Annotated in this window: 13 protein-coding genes and 6 pseudogenes; 7 read left to right on the forward strand and 12 right to left on the reverse strand. The window is 59.6% G+C overall.

Annotation, left to right across the window (positions count from 1 at the left end; all coding sequences use genetic code 11):
• The first annotated feature begins 82 nt into the window (after positions 1 to 82).
• The 7 genes and pseudogenes from FFM53_RS32675 to FFM53_RS32700 form a co-directional block, all read left to right on the forward strand.
• Positions 83 to 979, forward strand: coding sequence for a branched-chain amino acid ABC transporter permease (locus FFM53_RS32675; RefSeq protein WP_138333563.1), 897 nt, complete (start codon positions 83 to 85; stop codon positions 977 to 979).
• Complete coding sequence (locus FFM53_RS32680; protein WP_246413351.1) at positions 979 to 1,935, forward strand: branched-chain amino acid ABC transporter permease; 957 nt, start codon at positions 979 to 981, stop codon at positions 1,933 to 1,935. Before FFM53_RS32675 ends, FFM53_RS32680 begins: the two co-directional genes overlap by 1 nt.
• Positions 1,932 to 2,708, forward strand: a complete 777-nt coding sequence (locus FFM53_RS32685; protein ID WP_138386509.1) for an ABC transporter ATP-binding protein — start codon at positions 1,932 to 1,934, stop codon at positions 2,706 to 2,708. Before FFM53_RS32680 ends, FFM53_RS32685 begins: the two co-directional genes overlap by 4 nt.
• On the forward strand, positions 2,701 to 3,345 hold the full coding sequence (locus FFM53_RS32690) for an ATP-binding cassette domain-containing protein (RefSeq protein WP_049810903.1): 645 nt from the start codon (positions 2,701 to 2,703) through the stop codon (positions 3,343 to 3,345). The genes FFM53_RS32685 and FFM53_RS32690 overlap by 8 nt, the downstream gene beginning before the upstream one ends.
• Positions 3,346 to 3,944: 599 nt before the next feature.
• A pseudogene (locus tag FFM53_RS32695) lies at positions 3,945 to 5,592 on the forward strand (acetolactate synthase large subunit).
• A 143-nt stretch (positions 5,593 to 5,735) separates the two neighbouring features.
• The gene (locus FFM53_RS36870; protein ID WP_163925920.1) at positions 5,736 to 5,864 is read left to right on the forward strand and encodes an iron-containing alcohol dehydrogenase; all 129 of its coding nucleotides are present in this window, start codon (positions 5,736 to 5,738) and stop codon (positions 5,862 to 5,864) included.
• Positions 5,827 to 6,237: pseudogene (locus tag FFM53_RS32700) on the forward strand (bifunctional folylpolyglutamate synthase/dihydrofolate synthase); the annotation flags it as partial. The gene FFM53_RS36870 and the pseudogene FFM53_RS32700, both read left to right, overlap by 38 nt.
• Before the next feature lie 71 nt (positions 6,238 to 6,308).
• On the opposite strand, the gene trxA reads toward FFM53_RS32700, so the two are convergent.
• From trxA to repA, 12 genes and pseudogenes are all read right to left on the reverse strand, one after another.
• Positions 6,309 to 6,629, reverse strand: coding sequence for a thioredoxin (trxA, locus tag FFM53_RS32705; protein ID WP_138333557.1), 321 nt, complete (start codon positions 6,627 to 6,629; stop codon positions 6,309 to 6,311).
• Positions 6,630 to 7,172: 543 nt separating this feature from the next.
• A pseudogene (locus FFM53_RS32710) lies at positions 7,173 to 8,057 on the reverse strand (plasmid partitioning protein); the annotation flags it as partial.
• Positions 8,052 to 8,362, reverse strand: a pseudogene (locus tag FFM53_RS32715) (transposase domain-containing protein); the annotation flags it as partial. The pseudogenes FFM53_RS32710 and FFM53_RS32715, both read right to left, overlap by 6 nt.
• Before the next feature lie 150 nt (positions 8,363 to 8,512).
• The gene (locus tag FFM53_RS32720) at positions 8,513 to 9,283 is read right to left on the reverse strand and encodes a hypothetical protein (RefSeq protein WP_173863108.1); all 771 of its coding nucleotides are present in this window, start codon (positions 9,281 to 9,283) and stop codon (positions 8,513 to 8,515) included.
• A gap of 431 nt (positions 9,284 to 9,714) precedes the next feature.
• Positions 9,715 to 10,347, reverse strand: coding sequence for an adenylate kinase (locus FFM53_RS32725; protein WP_246401481.1), 633 nt, complete (start codon positions 10,345 to 10,347; stop codon positions 9,715 to 9,717).
• 102 nt (positions 10,348 to 10,449) lie between these two features.
• Positions 10,450 to 12,411: an acetate--CoA ligase gene (gene acs / locus FFM53_RS32730; protein ID WP_138333555.1), complete on the reverse strand. Its 1,962-nt coding sequence runs from the start codon at positions 12,409 to 12,411 to the stop codon at positions 10,450 to 10,452.
• A 101-nt stretch (positions 12,412 to 12,512) separates the two neighbouring features.
• Positions 12,513 to 12,938: a hypothetical protein gene (locus FFM53_RS32735; protein ID WP_138333554.1), complete on the reverse strand. Its 426-nt coding sequence runs from the start codon at positions 12,936 to 12,938 to the stop codon at positions 12,513 to 12,515.
• A 59-nt stretch (positions 12,939 to 12,997) separates the two neighbouring features.
• Positions 12,998 to 14,551: pseudogene (locus FFM53_RS32740) on the reverse strand (acyl CoA:acetate/3-ketoacid CoA transferase); the annotation flags it as partial.
• Between the two features lie 263 nt (positions 14,552 to 14,814).
• Positions 14,815 to 15,987: an iron-containing alcohol dehydrogenase gene (locus FFM53_RS32745; RefSeq protein ID WP_163925919.1), complete on the reverse strand. Its 1,173-nt coding sequence runs from the start codon at positions 15,985 to 15,987 to the stop codon at positions 14,815 to 14,817.
• 116 nt (positions 15,988 to 16,103) lie between these two features.
• Positions 16,104 to 17,728 (reverse strand): annotated as a pseudogene (locus FFM53_RS32750) (acetolactate synthase large subunit).
• Positions 17,725 to 17,898, reverse strand: a complete 174-nt coding sequence (locus FFM53_RS32755; protein ID WP_163925918.1) for a hypothetical protein — start codon at positions 17,896 to 17,898, stop codon at positions 17,725 to 17,727. The pseudogene FFM53_RS32750 and the gene FFM53_RS32755 overlap by 4 nt, the downstream one beginning before the upstream one ends.
• Positions 17,899 to 18,526: 628 nt before the next feature.
• On the reverse strand, positions 18,527 to 19,783 hold the full coding sequence (gene repA, locus FFM53_RS32760) for a plasmid partitioning protein RepA (RefSeq protein ID WP_138335054.1): 1,257 nt from the start codon (positions 19,781 to 19,783) through the stop codon (positions 18,527 to 18,529).
• Between the last annotated feature and the right edge of the window lie 200 nt (positions 19,784 to 19,983).

The following is a 19,983-nucleotide window of genomic DNA, read 5'->3' on the forward strand; positions in this document are numbered from 1 at the left end:
CCCTTTGAAGCGGTTTTCACCTTTCGCGCGCCGACTGGCACCGAAGATGGATCCCGTCCCTCCTTCCGAAACGGTGTGTGGCATGAACGCGTTTCTAGGCGCCGTGATTGACGGCATTCTGTATTCCGCATGGCTCTTTATCATCGCAGTCGGCTTGACGCTGATCTACGGTGTGATGAAGATCCTCAACATGGCCCATGGCACGTTCTATGCCATCGGCGCCTACGTGTCGGTTACTCTGTTAAGTTACTGGTTCGCCCAGGGGCTGCCGCCCGCTGGAAGCATTCCGGTCATGATTGTCGCGGCGCTGATCGCCGGTACGATTGTCGGCCTCGTCGTCGAACGGGGCGTCCTGCGCTTCTTGGCGGGCCGCGATCCGGTCGTGCTGCTACTGGTAACCTACGCGCTCTTCCTCATTCTGGAAGACGTGGTGAAGCTCATCTGGGGTGTCGATCCATGGATAGCGTCCGACCCGGTGTGGGCTTTCGGCAACGTCCATCTCGGCCCCCTTGTCTACCCGACCTACAATCTCATTATCGTAGTCGTGGCGATCATCAGTGGTGGTCTCCTCACGTGGTTTCTGCAATTCACTGCCAAGGGCAAGATGCTGCGCGCCGTCATCCATGATCCGGAAGCATCGCTGGCGATGGGCATCAATGTCAGCCGCTGGAAAATGTCGGCCTTTGTGGTCGGCTCGATTCTCGCCGCGCTCGGCGGCGCCTTCACAGCTCCGACCATCTCTGTGGCGCCGGGCATGGGGGTCGAAGTGATCGTCATGATGTTCGCCGCGGTGGTGATTGGGGGGCTCGGATCGATTCCTGGCACCGTCGTCGGTGCACTGATCGTCGGCTTCGTCCGCTCGCTTGCCGTCCACTATTGGCCCGAAGTCGAAGTGTTCAGCATCTATGCAGTGATGGCTATCGTTCTCGCCCTGCGTCCGCAGGGGTTGTTTCCCGGTGTGGAGTTGCGCAAGATATGATGAACAAACCCCAAACCTTTGTGCCTCTCGCCGTCGGCGCGGCACTTTTCCTTATTGCCGCAGCCTGGGCGCTGCCCACCTGGAACTTCGTCATCTCGATCGGCCTTGCCAAGGGGCTTGCGGTACTCGGCCTCGTGCTGATGATGCGGGCCGGGCTGGTCTCGTTCGGCCAAGGACTTTACTACGCAATCGGCGGCTATTCCGTCGGCCTGATGGTCAATCTCTGGAAAATCAACGAAACGGTTCTCCTGCTCATTACCCCGGTCGCCATCGCCGCGGCGACTGCAGCTTTCGCCGGTCTCCTTCTGTCGCGTTACCGCGACATCTTCTTCGCGATGCTGACGCTGGCTCTTTCGATGCTTTTATACGGTCTTCTGGTGAAGTCGGTGGAACTTGGCGGCACGGACGGGTTCAACATCCGAGGTGTGACCTTGTTCGGCCTGCCACTTAGCGGTGCTGCGCGATCCAATGGCCTCGTTATCCTCATCCTGATCTGTTTTACAGCGGCGATAACCGTTTGGTACTTCGGCAAGACGTCTCTCGGTCGCCTGCTGCCGGGCATCAAGGATAACGAAATCCGCGTCGAGTATCTCGGTGCGTCCGCAAACAAGACGATCTATCTCTCCTACATCCTTGCCGCAGTTCTAGCCGCCCTGGGCGGTGCCATGAGCGGCATTTTCGTCGCGCATGTGGATCCGGAAATGGCTTTCTGGGCAACTTCGGGCGAATTCGTAGTGATTGCGGTCCTAGCCGGTACCGGGAACATCTTCACGCCTTTCATTGCCGCGCTCGCACTCGAATTTGTCCGGACGTTCGCCTATCAGCACGCCCCCAACACCTGGCAACTGGTACTTGGAGTCATCATCCTATCGATGATCTTGTTTCTGCCGACAGGCCTTGGCGGCATCCGTTTTGGTAAGCGCAAGGCAACCGTCGAGGCAGGAGAAAAAGCATGAAGCCGATTATTGAAGCAAAGAGCCTCATTAAGCGGTTCGGCGCGGTAACTGCCGCAAACGACGTAAATGTCGACATCATGTCTGGAACGATTTCGGGGCTGATCGGCACAAACGGCGCCGGCAAGACGACGTTTATCAATATGATTACGGGCTACCTCGGCCCGGACTCCGGTTCGATCCTGCTCGACGGACAGGAAATCGTCGGGCTTTCACCTCGTCAGATCACTCGGCGCGGCGTTGCCCGGTCCTTTCAGATACCGCAATTGTTCAACTCGCTGACAGCGATTGAGAACCTGATGTTTGCCTACAGCGCCACGGACAGCGTTGGCATCAAGGGCTTTTCAATTCTTTCCGACGACGAGCTCGCGACCCATGCTGACGAGAGGCTCGAGGTGTTCGGACTTGGAGCGTTCCGCAACTCGATTGCCGGCACGATGCCCGAAGGCATCCGCAAGCTTCTCGACATTGCAATTGCCATGGTTGGCAAGCCGAAGGTTCTTTTCCTGGACGAGCCGACGAGCGGCGTCGCCAGCGAAGAAAAATTCTCGGTCATGGACCGCATTATTGATGCGACCCGTGTCGCAGGCGTCAGCGTGCTCTTCGTCGAGCACGACATGGAGATCGTTGGCCGCTACTCCGACCGCGTGCTCGCTTTCTTCGAAGGCCGGGTGCTGATTGATGGACCTCCGGAAACCGTCCTCAGCGACCGACAAGTGCGCGAACTCATCATTGGTGAAGAACATTGCGTTCTCAGGGAGGACAACCATGCTTGAAGTGAAGTCAATCAACGTCTCCATCGGCGGGGTACCTATTCTGCGTGACGTTTCCATGAAGGTCGAAGCCCGCTCGATGGTCGGAATCGTCGGCCGCAATGGTGCCGGCAAGACCACGTTGATGCGTGCGATAATGGGGCTCTTGCCACTCCGGGCAGGTTCGATCCATTATGAGAAGAAGGACATTTCCCGTGAGGCGCCGCATCTGCGCGTGCACCACCAGATGGGCTTCGCGCCGGAAGACCGGCGCCTTATTCCCGAACTGACTGTTGAGGAAAACCTGCTTATTCCGGCATGGGCAGCTGGCGTCACAGATGCGCAGAAGCGGCTCGACGATGTCTATGCGCTCATTCCGGAGGCAGCGGACTTCCGCCATCGCCGCGCCCTGCAGCTTTCAGGCGGCCAGCAGAAACTCGTGGCCATCGGTCGCGCACGCATGACTGGCACCCAGCTGTTAATGCTAGACGAGCCATTCGAAGGCGTCGCCCCCGCGCTTTCCAAGCGCATTTCCGAGGTAGTCGCATCCCTGCAGCCGCTTGGTCTTTCCATCCTTCTTTCCGGCGCCGATCTTCGGCACGCCGGTAAGGGCCTCGATATGGTTTATCGCATGGACCGTGGCCAGATCACTTCTATTTGACCGTCATTGGCAGCGCCTGTGCATCTCTGCTGCGTCCCAACCGCCGCATACGAAATTGTGAACCACTTCGGTAACCTGTGGTTTCGACGGTTGCTCTTTCAAGGCTGCGTTGGAGGCATTCGCGCGGGCTTAGGAGCGCGGGTCTAAATACTGGTCATTCTTTGTTCTTCATCATTGCCGCCTGAAGCTGTGGGCAAGTGGGATCCTATCCCAAGGTATGGTTTAGCGGGATAGCACTGGCCTACCAGTGTTTCGGGTGGGTCAGTTGTTGATGACAATCAACTTACGACATCGTCGTCACCTTTTTCGGCTTCGCGAGACGAATTCTTCCTCCCCCAATCGCGTATTTTTCGCCCTGAAGCCTATCGAACCGCCCCTGCGTTTGCGGTGGTGATCGGGACGGATTTCGACGCGACATGTCGGCAACCCTACAAAACCCCTCCGCATGGCGACAACGAAACATGTGCAATCTCGAAGGCTTACCGGCGCAACCTGATTGGCACGAGTAGTGCTCAGAGTAAGCCGGGTCGCTAAAGCCCGATCGTGGTCCCGACCTGATTGGCACGAAGGGAGACTGACATGGCAGAAATGCAAAAAAGATCACCTCCAGCCCTGAGGGCGAACAGCGCGAGGTCAAGGGGTCCGACCTCTTTGTCCGGGCGCTTGAAAACCAGGGAGTCACGTGCATCTTCTACATCCCCGGCGAGGAAACCATCGACCTCTTCCATTCGCTGAGCAACTCGACGATCAAGGTCGTGCCGACCCACACCGAGCGGGCCGCGGCCCTTATGGCCGCCAACTGGGGTCGGCTCACCAGCCGCACTGGCGTCTGCATCACCACCTGCGGTCCGGGCGCGCTCAACGTCCCGAACGGCGCGGAATATGCCCGGCTCAATGGCATGCCGGTGCTGCTGATCGCCGGCCAGAAGGCGATCAAGAACCGCCGCCAGGCGGGTTTTCAGAGGTCCGCCACCGTCGAGGTGATGAAGCCTGTGACCAAGCACGCAATACAAATCACATCGGCGGAGATGATCCCGCCAACGGTCAGTGAAGCATTCCGCATCACCCAGGAGGGAAAGAAGGGGCCGGTGTATATTGAACTTCCGGAAGATATCGCGGCCGAAAATGCGAGAAGGAGGTAGCGCCGATTGCGCCGCACAAGCGCGAACTGCCGATAGCAAACGATGCGGCCCTCGATCGCGCCGCCGCCCTCATCACCGCAGCCAAACGTCCGCTTCTCGTGTTCGGGGCCGCCGCCCCGCGTCGCGCCGCCTCGTGTCCCGGCTTGATAGCGGTTATGGAGCAATTTGTGAACCGCACGGGCATTCCGTTCTTTACCACTCAAATGGGCAAGGGTGCTGTGTCCGAAGACTCCCATCTCTATATGGGCACGGCGGCGCCTTCCGAAGGCGACTATGTGCATGACGCCGTCGACAAGGCCTACCTGATCATTACGATCGGCCATGACACGACCGAAAAACCGCCCTTCCTCATGGGGCCGAAGGGACGGGAGGTCATTCACATCGGAGATCAGTCGCCGCCCGTCGAGCAGGTCTACTTCCCGCAATCCGAGGTCATCGGCGACATCGGCCATTCGCTCAAGGCGCTGGCGGATCGCCTTGAGGGCAAGCTGCCCAATGCCCGCGCATTGCTGCCGCTGCGCGAGAAGATCCTCTCCCGGATGTCCAACGACGCCGATGAAGAACGTTGGCCGGTCACGCCGCAGCGACTGGCGCACGACGTGCGCAAGGTCATGACGGAAAACGGCATCGTTGCGCTCGACAACGGCTTGTACAAGCTCTCGTTCGCCCGCAACTACCCGACCTATCTCCCCAATACGCTGCTGCTCGACAACGAGCTGGCGACCATGGGCGCGGGACTGCCGTCGGCGATTGTTGTCGCGATGTCAATCCCGGGCGGCGCGTCATGGCGGTCTGCGGCGACAACGGCTTCCACATGACCAGCCAGGAACTGGAGACGACCCGCCGCCTCAAGCTCAACCTGGTCGTGCTCATCGTGGAGGACGGCGGCTACGGCATGATCCGCCATAAGCAAGCCGCCCGCGGTTTCCCGGATTTCGGCAACACCGTCGACAATCCGGATTTCGTGAAATTGGCCGAAGCCTATGGGGTCAAGGGTACGCGCGTCGAAGCGCTGGACGATCTGGTGCCAGCGCTGGAAGCCGCTTTCGAAGGCGGCGGCGTCCATGTCGTCGTAGTGCCGATCGATTATGCGGAGAACAAGTGAGTGCTCACCGACGAGCTGCAACTCGCGCAAAGCGTAACCGGGATAAACCGCCCTCAGGAGCCCAGGAGGTCGACAGCAATGATCATCTTTTCAGAGCGGACGGCGGGCCCTGCTGTCCGAGAAAGCAACAGGAGGACCACAACATGAAACAGTTTATCTTCCAGACCCCGCCAAACATCCTTATCGAGGCAGGCGCATCCAGCAAGATCGCCGACGTCCTCAAGGGCTACAAGGCCGCCCGGCGCCGAGATCTGGATCGATGGCGGGCATAATCCCGGTGCCGGCGAAGTGATCGCCGAAGCCATGGCCAATTTCGAGGAACGCCAGTCTCGGCCGCTTTTTCTGATCATCGGCATGATCAATACCAGGGATCCGGTCGGCTATTTCAAGGCCTTTACCGGCCTGGTCGAAAAGGTTTTCTGCGTGCCGATCCGCGGCAGCGAAGCGATGGTCGACCCGGTGATATTGTCGAATGCCGCTTATGATGCCGGTTTGGTTGCCGAACCGATGTTGAAGGTCGGCGATGCGCTGGAGGCGATAAAGGCATTTCTCGATCCGGAGGAATTGCCGCCACGCATCCTGGTCGGCAGATCTCTCTATCTCGTCGGCGACGTGCTTGCCGACAACGGCACGCCGCCGAAGTGAAGGCTGCAAAATGAAAAAAGCCCGGTCTAGCCGGGCTTTTTCATCAATGTGATATAATTCGTCGATATCAATCAGACAGCGCTCGAAATCCAGTTCGAAAGAACCGTCTTCGGCTTTGCGCCGACAGAGATATCGGCAACTTCGCCGCCCTTGAAGATTGCAAGGGTCGGAATGGAGCGCACACCGAACTGTGCAGCGAGTTCCGGGTTCTCGTCGATATTCAGCTTGGCGACCTTGACCTTGCCTTCCATCTCGACGGCGATTTCTTCGAGGCTCAGAGCGATCATCTTGCACGGGCCGCACCATTCGGCCCAGAAATCGACGACGACGGGTATTGCGGATTCCAGAACTTCCGACTGGAAATTATTGATATCGACTTTCACGATAGCCATGGGCTGCTCCTTTACCGGAATTGGGTGTTGAACGGGCGTGTCGCAAAGCGGTCGGCCGAACGCATTGAGCTGAAATACGTTCTGCAGCGGCTCGACAAATACACCCCGGTGATTTCGTCTTCTGAAATGGCTTCTGCGGTTACGTGCCATTTGAAAGTATCCTTCTTTTGGGAGAGTGCCGACGCCCCGCTGGCAGGTGAGCCGCCGTAGGGGGCGAGCTATGAAGGCCGCCGCCGGCTCAGCTGGATCTTCGAGTTGCGCAGCGACTCGACTGCGTCAAAGTTTTCCTCGGCGGAGACGCCGAACATGTACTCGACTCCCTCGTCTCGAGTGCCGAGACAAGAAAGTCAGCCTCCTTGAGGCGTGCATCTACAGACTGAGGCATACATAACCTTCTGACGGTTTTTATCTCATTGACGGCTCCATATCGTCACGACGATCTAGATACACCTCTTCAAACCGCGCAGTCAAGAATCATTTTGCACCAACGAACGTGCCGGCTCCATCGGAGCAGGCCTTTCCTCAAGCCATTGAATTTTTCTCTTAGTGAGGGCGCAGCGAGGAAATTTCCTCGGCGATCCGCTCCGCAGTCGGGCGCGGATTCGTCTTCGGCCGGGACGAACGATCCCCCACGTCGGCGGGCAATTCGTCGACCTTGCCACAATCCTCCATGCTTTTGGCAAGCCACTCGGCCAGCTTCGCGTCATCGGGTGCGAAAAGGGCTGCCGGATGCACGAAACGTTCTTTCTTGAAGTGCTCGACAAGGGCAGCGCGGGTGTCCCTGACGCGCGGGCGGGGAACGACACTCGTGCCGCCGCAGGACGCTTCCAAAGCCGGGCGGGTGAGGCACGCGAGGAACTCCTCCTTGCCCATGTTCGGAAGATCTGCGTCGGCGCCGATGGCATCGCCGGCAATGCGGACAACGACGCCGCTGTCCGAACGATTGGTGCGCGCCGACAGGGCGTCGATCAGGGTCAACCTTGCCACGACACGAAGCGTGTCGATGTCGACCTCCAGCTTGCCGTTTTCGCCGATCAACTGGGCAGCGTGCCGGGCGAACCGCCTGGACCCATAGAGATGCCCGGAGGCTTCGGAGCCGGAGTCGACCGAGACGTTCTGTCCAGCAAACGCACGCACCAGCATTGCCATGAGCGTATCTTCCTCGATCGGGGCCCGTGCCAGCGCCTCGTGCAGCGCGTCGGTGCGGAAATCGCCGATCATGTCGATGCCGTTTCGGGTCACGTCCGGCCCGGTCTTGGCTGAAACGTCGATGGCAGCCTCGTTTCCGTCCTCGCCGCCGGGCGCGGTCGGATCGCCCTTGCCTTTCGCTTGTCTGGCTTCCGGCATCCGAAAATGGGCAGACTGCACCTTGCCCTCACGATCGAGAAACATGGCGATGCAATCGCCTTTGCCGGGCTTGCCGTACAGGTAACGCCACTTACCGCGGATCTTGACGTAGGTCTCGTCGATCCTGACCGAACCACAATGCGAGCGCCGAAACTGGCGCAGCCGCTTCTCGATCATCGGAACATAGGCAAGTACCCAGCGGTTAATCGTGCTGTGGTCCACTTCGAAGCCGCGCTCTTGGAACATCTCCTCAAGGTCTCGGTAGCTGAGCGGATACCGCAGATACCAGGCCGCCGCCTGCACGATGAGCCATGCTCGAAATGCCGCCCTTTGAAATCATCTTTCGACCAGCGCTTCAGCTTCTCGGCAATGGTATTCAGAAACACAGGCTCGCTCCACAAATTCGAAGCGAGAATTTCTCCGGCGAGTGTCAACAGACGGTTAACTAAGAAAATTTGCGACAGGCCCGGTCATCGCCCTGGCCCCGAGGACGCTGGAACGGGACGAGCGACTTGGTTTTTCGCAGTGAGTTGCTGCTATGGAGCGCCGACCTTTGCTTCAACTCCAGTCACACCATAGCCGTCCTGCTCAAGGGCGGCGGCGTACGCGACGGCATATGCCGCGATCTTATTCGCACAATCCATTCCATTGATAACTTGGCGAGCGTCGATGAAGTTGGTTGCCCGAAGATTAATGTAATCCGAGAGCTTCTTGCCGGTAAACCAGCCTTCCTTCAAGCCCATGACAAGCACCTTCGCCGCAATTTCCGGTACCAGTGCTCTTGCTGGAACGGAAACGATATCAATGCCGAGCTTGATGCTGGCCACGCGGTAGTTTTTCTTGTGCGTGAGTTGGGCGTATCCTCTCCCAAACCAGCCTTTACGCCAATATGGGGAGGAGACCCAAGGCAGCCCGCCCTTTGCCCATGCGCTGTCAAGACGGGCAATCGCCTGAAAGTCAGATATCGCGAGAGTCTCGCGCACCGGCTTCATAAGGCATCTAGTTTCATGAAATGCCGTAGCCAACACGTAGGCGCATTGGTTGCGCTGTAATGTGTGCACCTTGCATTCCGAGATTAGAAGTCGGGTGTCCCCGCGGTCGAGGTCGCCGACGCCGCTTTTGGCGGCAAACGCCACGGCGACGCAAATTAAAATAATCAGGCATGCTGCAGCGAGTGTTCGGAGTATCGGCTCCGCTTCCCGTTCAGGGTGCCGCATGAGTGCGCCACCTACGTATTCGAAGGCGTCCCGTGCGTGTTCTACGTCTGATGACGGGCGGTACTTGCCATAGTAGTAGGCTATCTGCATCGCTTAACTCCGCAATATGCTGAGAACAAATCGACAGACGCCCCGCATAGGTGCGCAACTCAATTTTAATTTGTAAACAATAGGGTAGCGTACGTAACGGACCAAGGAGAGCAAAGTGACTCTTGCCGGGCGCCGCTCTGTCAATCGTTGTACTTATGGGCTGTGGCCAAAGAAAAAGGGAACCCACGTCGACACTCCCAATGGAGAAAGAGAACGTTGGGAGCTATGAGCGCGCGAGAATGGCGAGCGCGAAGTTCGGATCGCCTCCTTTCCATGCTCCTAGAGCAGCCTCTGGACCTCGCGTATCGTCTCCTCCCGACTCGACAGCACGTTGATGAATTCGGGCATGTGGGAGATGTCCTCGCGGGCGATCACTCTGTTTTTGCCTGTTTGATCATCATGGATCGCGAATTCGGATCACCTTTCCTGACTCATTCGAATTCGGCCCGCGACAGACTGGTTTGTTCGCTTTCGGGTTTGCGATGGAGCCGCAATTCCGCAAGAAGGCTCGACGTAACCTGATCGATGGGCCTCAGCCCATCAACGGTGCGTAGGAGGCCGGCGGTGCGGTAGTAGTCCGCGAGCGGCTGCGTCTGAGTCCGGTAGGCTTCGAGCCTGACTTTCAGCGCCTCCGGATTGTCGTCGGCGCGCACCGGCAGGCCTGCGGCCTTGGCCTCGCGCGCCCGATAGATGATGCGGTCGAGGAGCACGGATTCGACGACCTTCAGTTCGAGCACCGCATCGAGCCCGATGCGCGCCTGTTCGAGCGCTTCGTCGAGGGCCCGCGCCTGTCCCAGCGTGCGGGGAAAGCCGTCGAGGATGAAGCCGGATGCAGCGCCCGGCTCGGCGATGCGTTCGAGGACGCAATTGACGACGATGTCGTCGCTAACCAATTCGCCCCGCGCTATGAAGTCGCGCACAGCAAGGCCGACCGGCGAGCCCTTGGTGACCGCAGCGCGCAGCATATCTCCCGTCGACAGCTGCGGCACGCCCAGCCGCTCTGCCAGGCGCGTTGCCTGCGTTCCCTTGCCCGCCCCCGGCGGTCCAAGGATGATCAATCTCATCGTTCCCTCCTTCGTACGTCTGGCCATTGTCTTTCCCTTGATCGCCCCGTCGGCCCCGATGAGGCGACACGCCGGAACCCACGTCTTCATCTTGTGCTGCCGTCAGCCAGCCTTCCGGTTCAGCCGGTTGTCTATCAGGTGGTCGACCACGGCGGGGTTAGAGAGCGTCGAGGTGTCACCGAACTCGGTGCATTTGTCCTCAGCTATCTTGCGCAGGATGTGGCGGATGATTTTCCCCGAGTTTGTTTTCGGCAGACCCACCGCGAACTGAACCTTGTCGATCGTGAAGATCGGGCCGATCGCCCTGCGAATCCAGGAAACGAGTTCATTGCGCAGCTCGTCAGAGGCAGTCTCGCCGTCGATAAGGACTACGTAAGCGTAGATGTCCTGCCCCTTGATCTCGTGCGGATAGCCGACCACCGCGGCTTCCGAAACGCTAGCGTGGGCGACTAGGGCGGACTCGAGTTCCGCCGTGCCGATGCGGTGGCCGGAGACGTTGATGACGTCGTCGACGCGGCCCGTGATCGAGTAATAGCCGTCTGCATCGCGCCGGGCGCCATCGCCGGTAAAATATTTGCCGGGATAGCGGGAGAAATATTCCTGCTCGAAGCGCTCGTGATCGCGGTAAAGCGTTCGCATCTGGCCCGGCCAGCTGTCGGCGATCACCAGGTTTCCGTGTGCAACGCCATCAAGCACGTCGCCCGCCTCATCGACCAGCTCAGGCTTGACGCCGAAGAAGGGGCTGCCGGCGGAGCCTGGCTTCAGGTCGGTGGCGCCGGGAAGCGGCGTAATCAGGATGCCGCCGGTCTCGGTCTGAAACCAGGTGTCGACGATCGGGCAGCGACCGCCGCCGACGACGCGGTGATACCATTCCCAGCTTTTCGGGTCGATCGGCTCGCCGACTGAACCGAGGAGGCGGAGCGAGGCGAGCGAATTCGATTTCACTGCGTCCTCACCCCGGCCCATCAAGGAGCGGATCGCCGTGGGGGCGGTGTAGAACAGGCTGACCTTGTGCTTGTCGATGACGTCCCAGTAGCGTGACGCGCTCGGATAGGTCGGTATACCTTCGAAGATCAGCGTCGTCGCACCGTTGGCGAGTGGCCCGTAGACAATGTAGCTGTGGCCGGTGATCCAGCTGATTTCGGCAGTGCACCAGTGGATGTCGCCGTCGTGGTAGTCGAAGACATATTGATGCGTCATGGCGGCATAGACGAGATAGCCGCCTGTGGTGTGCACCACCGCCTTCGGCTTGCTGGTGGAACCTGACGTAAAGAGGACGAACAGCGGGTCCTCCGCTTTCATCTCCTCTGGCGGGCATTGATCGGGGACGGTCTCGGCGAGATCGTCATAATAGTGGTCGCGGCCTTTCAGCATCCCTACCGGTGCGCCGGTGCGCTTGACCACGATGACGGTTTTCACCACCTTGGGAAGCTTGTCCAGCGCAGCGTCCACATTGACCTTCAGCTCCAGCTTGCGCCCACCGCGCAGGCCCTGGTCGGCGGTGACCACGACGGTGCTCGCCGCATCGGCGATGCGGCTTGCCAGGACTTCGGGCGGGCACTGGCTGGAGAGCGCCGAATGGATCGCGCCGATGCGCGCGCAGGCGAGCATCGCATAAGCCGCCTCGGGGATCATCGGCAGGTATAGGGTGACGCTGTCGCCCTTCCGGATGCCCTGTGACCGCAAAACGTTAGCCCATTTCATGACTTGGGCGTACAGTTCGCGATAGGTAATGCGGGCGACATCCTTCGGGTCGTCCCCCTCCCAGATGATGGCGACCTGGTCGCCCCGCTCGGTCAGATGCCGATCGATGCAATTATAGGAGACGTTGGTGGTGCCGTCCTCGAACCACCTGATCGAGACCTTGCCCGGTTCGAACGAAGTGTCCTTGACGGTGCTGTAAGGCTTGATCCAGTGGATGCGCTTGCCGTGTTCGCCCCAGAACTGGTCCGGGTTGGCGATCGAGGCCACGTACATCGCCTCGCGGCGCTGCGCATCGGTGGACGCGCGTTCGGCCCATGCCTTCGGAACTGGATAGACGCCTGCCTTCTTGTTGCCGTTCATTGTCGTTGTCCTTCCTAGGACGTTCTTCGCAGCTCCCCATCACCTCGACGGGTGGAGGATTGTCATGCACGAATTATGCTTTCCGTTCGGCAGGTCCGGCCTCACGTATCCGTTCGGAGTGTCGCTGCCTTGCGGAACTGCTCGAAAATTTCGGTCATCCGGTTGCGGGCGATGGCGAAAGCGTTCTCGCTGGCCTTGACCGCCATGCTGGTGATCTCGCGCGAGCCGTTCAGCGCCATCTCGTAAGCCTGTTTCGCCAGTTCGACGCGGTCCTTGGGGGCAAGGGCCGCATCCTCAAACACCATCAGGAGCTGTGAGGAAGCCGCGCGGAACAATTCCAGCTGCTTTTCGGCGACGCCGTAGGCGCCCTTGTTGGCAACCTGCGTGGCCTGCGCGACGGCCTCGATATTCCTGGCCTGTTCCCTGACAAGTGCTGCCGGATCGACGCCCGGCATGTTGAACTTGGCAAGCATCTCGTTGATCTGGTTGGTCAGCGTCTGGATATCCGGGGTCTGCGATGTAGGCATGGGTAGTTTCTCCTTAAACGATGGGGTTACGAGGCGTCGGATGGAGTTTGCGGCCATTCGAGCAGCAACTTGTCGAGATTCATCGGACCGTCAGTGAAGATCACGGCCGGCATCTCGCGTGCCTCGCGGATGATCGGCAGGAACTCCATATGGGCGAGGATGTCGCGCTCGATATCGATCCCCGGCGCGACTTCGATTAGTTCCAGCCCCTCAGGGATCAGCGAGAAGACGCAGCGCTCGGTGACGTAGAGCACAGACTGGTGCGTCTCGCGGGCAATTTCGCCCGAGAAGGTGATCTGCTCGACCTCTTTGATGAACTTCGCCCGGCCCTTGTCGGTGAACGTGCCACAGAAGACGACCCGGCGGGTGTTCTGCGAGATGTTGATGAAGCCGCCGGCGCCGGCGAGGCTGCCACCGAACCGGCTGGCATTGACATTGCATTGAGCATCGACCTGCGCGAAGCTGAGACAGGCGAAGCTCAGCCCGCCGCCGTCGATGAGATCGAACATCTGGTTCTGGTCGATGATCGACTCGGGGTTTTTGGCCGCGCCGAAATCCATCCCGGTCTGTGGGGTGCCGCCGATGGTACCGGATTCGGTGGTGAGCTTGACGAGGTCGATGATCTTCTCTTCCGCCGCTACCGCCGCAATGCCTTCCGGCATCCCGATGCCGAGGTTGACGACATCGCCCGTCCGCAGTTCGAAAGCGCAACGCCGCGCGATGATCTTGCGTTCGTTCAGTTCCATGGAGGCGGCGCGGTCCGGCGGCGCACGGAATTCGCCGGAGAAGGCGCCGTTATATTGGGTCGCATAGGTCTGCATGTGATGTTCCGGCTCGGCGACGACGACGTAGTCGACCAGGTGGCCGGGGATTTTCACGTCGCGAGGGTTCAGCGAGTCAGCGGCGGCGATGCCCTCAACCTGCACGATGACGATACCCTTGCTAGCCTTGGTGGCCATGGCGAGCGACAGGTTGTCGAGCGTCACCGCCTCCTTCTCCATTGTGACATTGCCGGATGGATCGGCCGTCGTGCCGCGCAGGACGGCGACATCGATGGAGAAGGTTTTGTAGAGGAGCCCATCCTTGCCTTGGATTTCCATCAGCTCGACGAGATCTTCCGTTGTGTTGGAATTGATCTTGCCACCGCCGTTGCGCGGGTCGACGAAGGTCCGAAGCCCGACTTTCGAGATCAGCCCGGGCTTGCCCCCAGCGATCTCGCGGAAGAGATGGGAAATGATCCCGAGCGGCAGATTGTAAGCCTCGCACTTGCCGCTGACCGCCAGTTGCGCCAGCTTCTTCACCAGCTTGAAATGCCCGCCGATGAGGCGTTTCACCAGCCCGTCATGCGCCAGGCGATTGAGGCCCTTGTCTTCGCCGTCGCCCGGCGCGGCAGCAAAGACGAGGGTGAGATCACGTGGCTCGCCCGTTTCGCGGAAACGGTTCTCGAGGGCGCAGATCGCCGCCTCTGGCGTGCCGATGCCGACGAAGCCGGAAAAGGCCACTGTATCGCCCGAACGGATGATCGAGGCGGCTTCGGCGGCGGAGACAATCTTGGTAGTGGATTTGTCAATTCCGCCCTTTCCATAGAATGCGTTCTGATGCGGTGCTGCCATGCTTGGCGTTCCTTCATGTGTTCGAAGCAATGCGGTTAACCCGCAACGCGGATGCGGTTGCCGTTCCGCTGCCTTGCAAATAGCTCTCAAGATTCGTGCCAGGCCGGCCGACTAAGCTGACGAACAATTATTTGCTGCTGTTTCAGCTACGTGGGCGGAAAATACTGGATTGGGCGGAGTGGAATGGGGTCGCGAGCCGACAAAGGTCACGACGATGTCGTAAGTTGAATGTGGAGATTCCGACTGGCCGTCCGAGCTCGGGGTCATGGCCTGCTCACTCCCGCAAGCGCGCTGGCATAGATCGCCCGGGCCTGATCACAGTCGAGCTCGCGCGGATTGTTGACCAGTAGGCGATCCTCGTGCTTCATCGCATCCTTCGCCAGCTTGGAAAGATCGCCTTCGCCGATTCCAACCGCCGAAAGCGAGCCGGGCACCCCGCAGTCTCGGCAGATCGCCTCGATCTCGGCGATGAAGGCCACAGCGTCCGCCGCATTGGACTGTCGGCGATAGCCGGGCTGGATAACGTCGGAGAGCTCGGCATAAAGCGCTTCGGCCGCCGACCGGTTGAATTCCAACACGTAGGGCAGGACCAGCGCAATGGAGAGGCCGTGCCCCACATGGTAGATCTCGCCGATCGGATAGGCGAGCGCATGCACCGCGGCAACCGGCGAATTGGCAAAGGCCATGCCGGCCAGCATGGAGCCGAGCAGCATTTCCGAACGCGCTTCAAGGTCAGAGCCGTCCGCGTAGACTTTCCTGAGATTGGCCGACAGCAGCGCCAGCGCCTTCAGTGCGAGCTGGTCGGAGATCGGGTTCTTCTTGATCTTGCCGGTATAGGCCTCGATCGCATGGGCCATGGCGTCGATGCCCGTCTCAGCGGTGAGGTGCGGCGGCAGGCCGAGCGTCAGTTCGGGATCGAGGATCGCCCAGTCCGGGATGAGGCGCGGCGTGATCACCGCCTTCTTCTCGTTGTTTGGCGTCTTAACGATGGAGATCGGCGTCACTTCCGATCCGGTTCCCGCCGTGGTCGGCACCAGCAGCAGCGGCAGCCGGTCGCCGGTGGCACGGTCGATACCATAGATATCATCAAGCTTGACCGGGGTTTTGGCGAGATAGGCGACGAGCTTTGCCGTATCCAACGCGCTGCCGCCGCCGATCGCCACGACAGCGTCGACGCCGCACTCGCGGCAGATTTCTGCTGCCGCTTCGATGACATGCGACGGCGCGTCGGCGACCACGCCGTCGAACACGGTGAGCGCGATGCCGGCTTCGGCAATCGCCGCTTCCGCATTGCGCGTCAGCCCGGCCGCCCGCACCTTCTCGTCAGTGACGAGCAGCACATGGGCGGCCTTATAGCCCTTGAGGAGCCCGCCGATCTTGCTGGACGCGCCTGCGCCGAAACGGATGTTGGTCGGGCTATGGAAAGTGAAGGCCATGTGTTTGGTCCTTTTGTTTGGCTCTCTCGGGCGGCAGGGCCTGCCGCCCCCTCTGAAATGCCGATCCTTGCTGTCGACCGCCCCAGGACTCCCGAGGCGGTTCATTCCGGGCCTGCTCAGGCGCTCGGCGGTTTCGCCTTGGGCGAGCGAAGTTCGCCGAGCAGTCGCTTGTACTTTGAATCATCGACCGGCACTGCGACCACATGCACCCCGCCGCCTTTGAGAGCGGCTTCAAGCGCAGGCATCAGATCGTCCAGCGTTTCGACGCGCGTGCCCTTGGCGCCATAGGCTTCGGCCAATTTCGCGAAATCCGGATTGCGGAAGTCGACGCCGAATTTCGGGAAACCTCTGGCGGTTTGCTTCGCTTCGATCATGCCCCAGCCGCTGTTGTCCAAGATGAGGACGACGAGGTTGAGCTTTTGTTCGACGGCCGTCATCAGTTCCTGGCCGGTCATCTGAAAGCCGCCATCGCCGCAGACCGCCATCACACAGAGCCCGGGTTTAAGCATCGCCGCCACGATCGCTGAGGGCACGCCGGCTCCCATGGTCGCGAGCGTGTTGTCGAGCAGCAGCGTATTGGGGTGATTGGTCCGATACTTCCGGGCGAACGGGATCTTGTAAAGGCCATTGTCGAGCGTAACAATGCTGCCTTCCGGCATGACCTTGCGAACAACGTGCACTATGCGATCCAGCGTGACCGGCCAACTTTTATCATTGGCACCCTCGCCAATCAGGGCGAGGATCCCCTCACGCAGCGGCAACAATGCGCCGGCATTGGGCAGCTTGCCCTCGACGCGATCCGCCAGCGCCGCGACTGAAGCGCCGATGTCGCCGATGACCTCGAGCTGCGGCGAATAGGCCTGCGTGAAGGTCGCATGCTGATGTGCGATGTGAATGACCTTCGGGCCGCCCTCAGACATGATGAACGGAGGCTTTTCGCACGTATCGTGGCCGACCGGGATGATCACGTCGGACTTGTCGACGGCGACGTGGACATGGTCGCTTTTGGAAAGCGCCGCCGTGCCCATATAGAGGTCCGAGTCCTCCGCCACGACGCCCTTGCCCATTTGCGTGGCGAAGAAGGGAATGCGGGTGCGTTGCACGAAGTCGCGGATTTGGGCGATCGAGTGCTGGTCGAGGCGGCTTGCCGCCCCGCCCACCATGATCATGGGACGCTTGGCCGCAAGGATCATTTCAACCGCGCGATCGAGGGTCTTAGTAATCAAAATTCATCCTCCTTATATTCTTCGGCCGCAATGTCTTCCGGTATTACAACAGACACTGGGCCTTGCTTTTCCTCTTGAGCGATGCGGAACGCCTCACTGAGGACTGGCCCGATCATTTGCACCGACCCGATCTGCACTGCGAACTTGGTGAGCCCCTCCATCACGGAGACGAGGGGGGTGACCTGAAAGTGCCCATGGAGGCTGCTGTTGACCGGCTTCTGGCCGGCGATCATCACCATCGGAAATCCGCCGAGATGGGCATACTCAGCGCCGTTGGGGAAGTTGAGTGCGCCCGGGCCGCAGGTGGCGACGCAGACGCCTGGGCGGCCGGTGAGCCGGCCCTCGGTGGCGGCCATGAGGGCCGCACCCCACTCGGTACGGGTCGGCACGAACTCGATCTTCGACTTGCGCAGCGACTCCATGATGTCGAGGATTTCCTCGCCGGGGACGCCGTAGATGCGCTTGACGCCCATTTTCTCAAGGACCGCGACACAGAGGTCGGAACCCTTGATCATGCGTTGCCCCCCTTAGAATTGGGTGGGTTCTTTTCCTGCTTTGTCCATTGCATGACGGATTTCTCCTTTACTGACGCCATTAAAGCGTCATGACGTAAAACATTATCAGGCACGAGAGTCAACGGTAAAAACGCTTTATAGCCACCACCGCGTTCCTTCGTCGGCTTCATTGCGTTCTCGTGTATTTTAGTTGTGGCGCATCGAGGCAAATTTCCTCAGCTCCGCGGTCCGGCGTGACTAGCCGGCGACACCTTCAGGTTGGGCTTTGTGACGGCGAAGTCCGTCGCGCTCGGTCGCTTCATTTTCGAAGGCTCGCCGGGATTGAGGAACGTTGGTCCCGCTCGACGAGCTGCCGGTCGGACCCGGCGGGAATCGCCGAGGATCCTCGCTGCCACTTAGGTGCGCAGTGAAGTCGCAATGAGGCTAACGAAAGCCCGCTCCAATGGAGTGGCGAGTCGAGTTGTTGCCGCGGGGATATCCGCAGAGTGTTGACTAAAGCGAGCAACCGACGCAGTGACGAGACGGTCTGGTAGCGCCATAGCCATTTATTCCGTCACGGAGGTATTATGCCGCAACATGGGGCGCACGCCTTGAAGAAAATTCGGCGTCGAAGTACGCTCGTCGCCGAGTCACCGATCGGGGAACGGCTTGCACACCGGATCGGATTTGGGTAGCCCGCCCAATCGGAAGTGGCACATCCCGATCCGCGCCGGCGCTGGCCGCCTTCACGAGCCCAGCCGGTTCGTACAACATGAAGCGTAGGGCTGCGTGCGTGGGCTCACTTGCTAAGTCCCTAGATTAGGAGCTCGCCTTACCTGCAGTCCGCGAAGCTCTCGACACATACATCGGGGGACGGCCCCAAACCTCGGATATGAGGTCCATTACCTCCGCATTCATGGAATTCAGTGTTTCCATCGCTTGCTCGTACGCCGATCGGCCTACCGCCCCGGCTACCAACTCATACAACGATCGCTTTTTGAGCCCCGCTTCCCGGATCGCGTCCGATTCCCAGACGGTCGCAGTCAACAGATCATCCCCCAGGGAGTCCCGCAGTAGTGCGACTGCCTCCTGCTGCGAGACGTCACGCGGGTTGTGCCTTGTCACCAAGAATTTGGTGAAATCATGATTTACCGACCTTCCACCCCTTTCGATCAAGGTGAAGAAATGCGAGAAAAAGTCGAGGGACATGGTCATTGACGCGATCTCAGGCCATTCAGGGCGGACCGTCACCAGCACGCCGGTCGCTGCTTCATACGCACCTGCGGTCAGAAAGCTTCCACGTCCACAGTGGATAACGACGACGTCGTAATTCGCCTCGACTTCCTTGAGCGCAGACACCATTTTGATGCTAGCGTCTGGGTATCTCAAGCCCTCATTATGGAAGCGCTTCGTACTTTCCCGTTCGAACATTTCGAGCTCGGAAGTACCCGGCACAAGATCAAGACCATCAAAAAGGGTGGGTCCGATTACAGAGCTCATACTGGACCGATCGTCATCATAGCTTAAAGCGCCATACATGCTCACATGGTGGTCGGAAAAATGGATAGCCGGAAAATGATAACCGAACATTTTCGACAATGAGCCCATCGGATCGAGATCTATAGCGAGAACGCGGTATCCTTGAAGTGCAAGGCCCTGAGCCAGATAGAACGATGTGGTGGTGCTTGCGGAGCCGGCGGAGCCGGAGTCTACTGAGATGATCTGTAGTTTCTCACCCTCGCGCCTGCGCGGGCAAAACTTCAAAGCCTCTTTTGGACGGGCCGAAGCGAGATAAGCACGGAGTTCGTTGATCTGTCGAAGCGTATAGGAGCGTCGTCCTGCGGTCCCTAGCTCCGGTGTTGGTCCCAGCCCATCAATTGACAACTGGCGCAAATAACTGCCCGACACGCCCAGAATTTCGGCAACCTCGCCCAAGGAGAACGAGCGAAGGGTCCTGTCGTCTCGAAAATTAGGACCTGCCCCCCGCTCGATTAGGCGATCCCAGAGTTCTTTTCTATGGCGCTGAACGCGCTCCGAAGCGGTTTCCATTTGAGGTGGATTCTCAGAACGTGGCATCAGTGACCTCGTGACGGCGTTTCTTGTACATGACGTGTTTATTCTGTCACGATTTACCACTTATCTGTGCCCGTCAACAAGCACTTTTCCGCGCCAAGAACTTGCGGCTGCATACTTTCGTCAGGGAATTCTTGTTTTCTATTCCTCTTAGGGCGGAACAAGATTTTTTGGGCGATCTGCTCCGGGGTCCGGCTTGGGCT

It is taken from the genome of Rhizobium indicum (assembly GCF_005862305.2).
Lineage (GTDB): Bacteria > Pseudomonadota > Alphaproteobacteria > Rhizobiales > Rhizobiaceae > Rhizobium > Rhizobium indicum.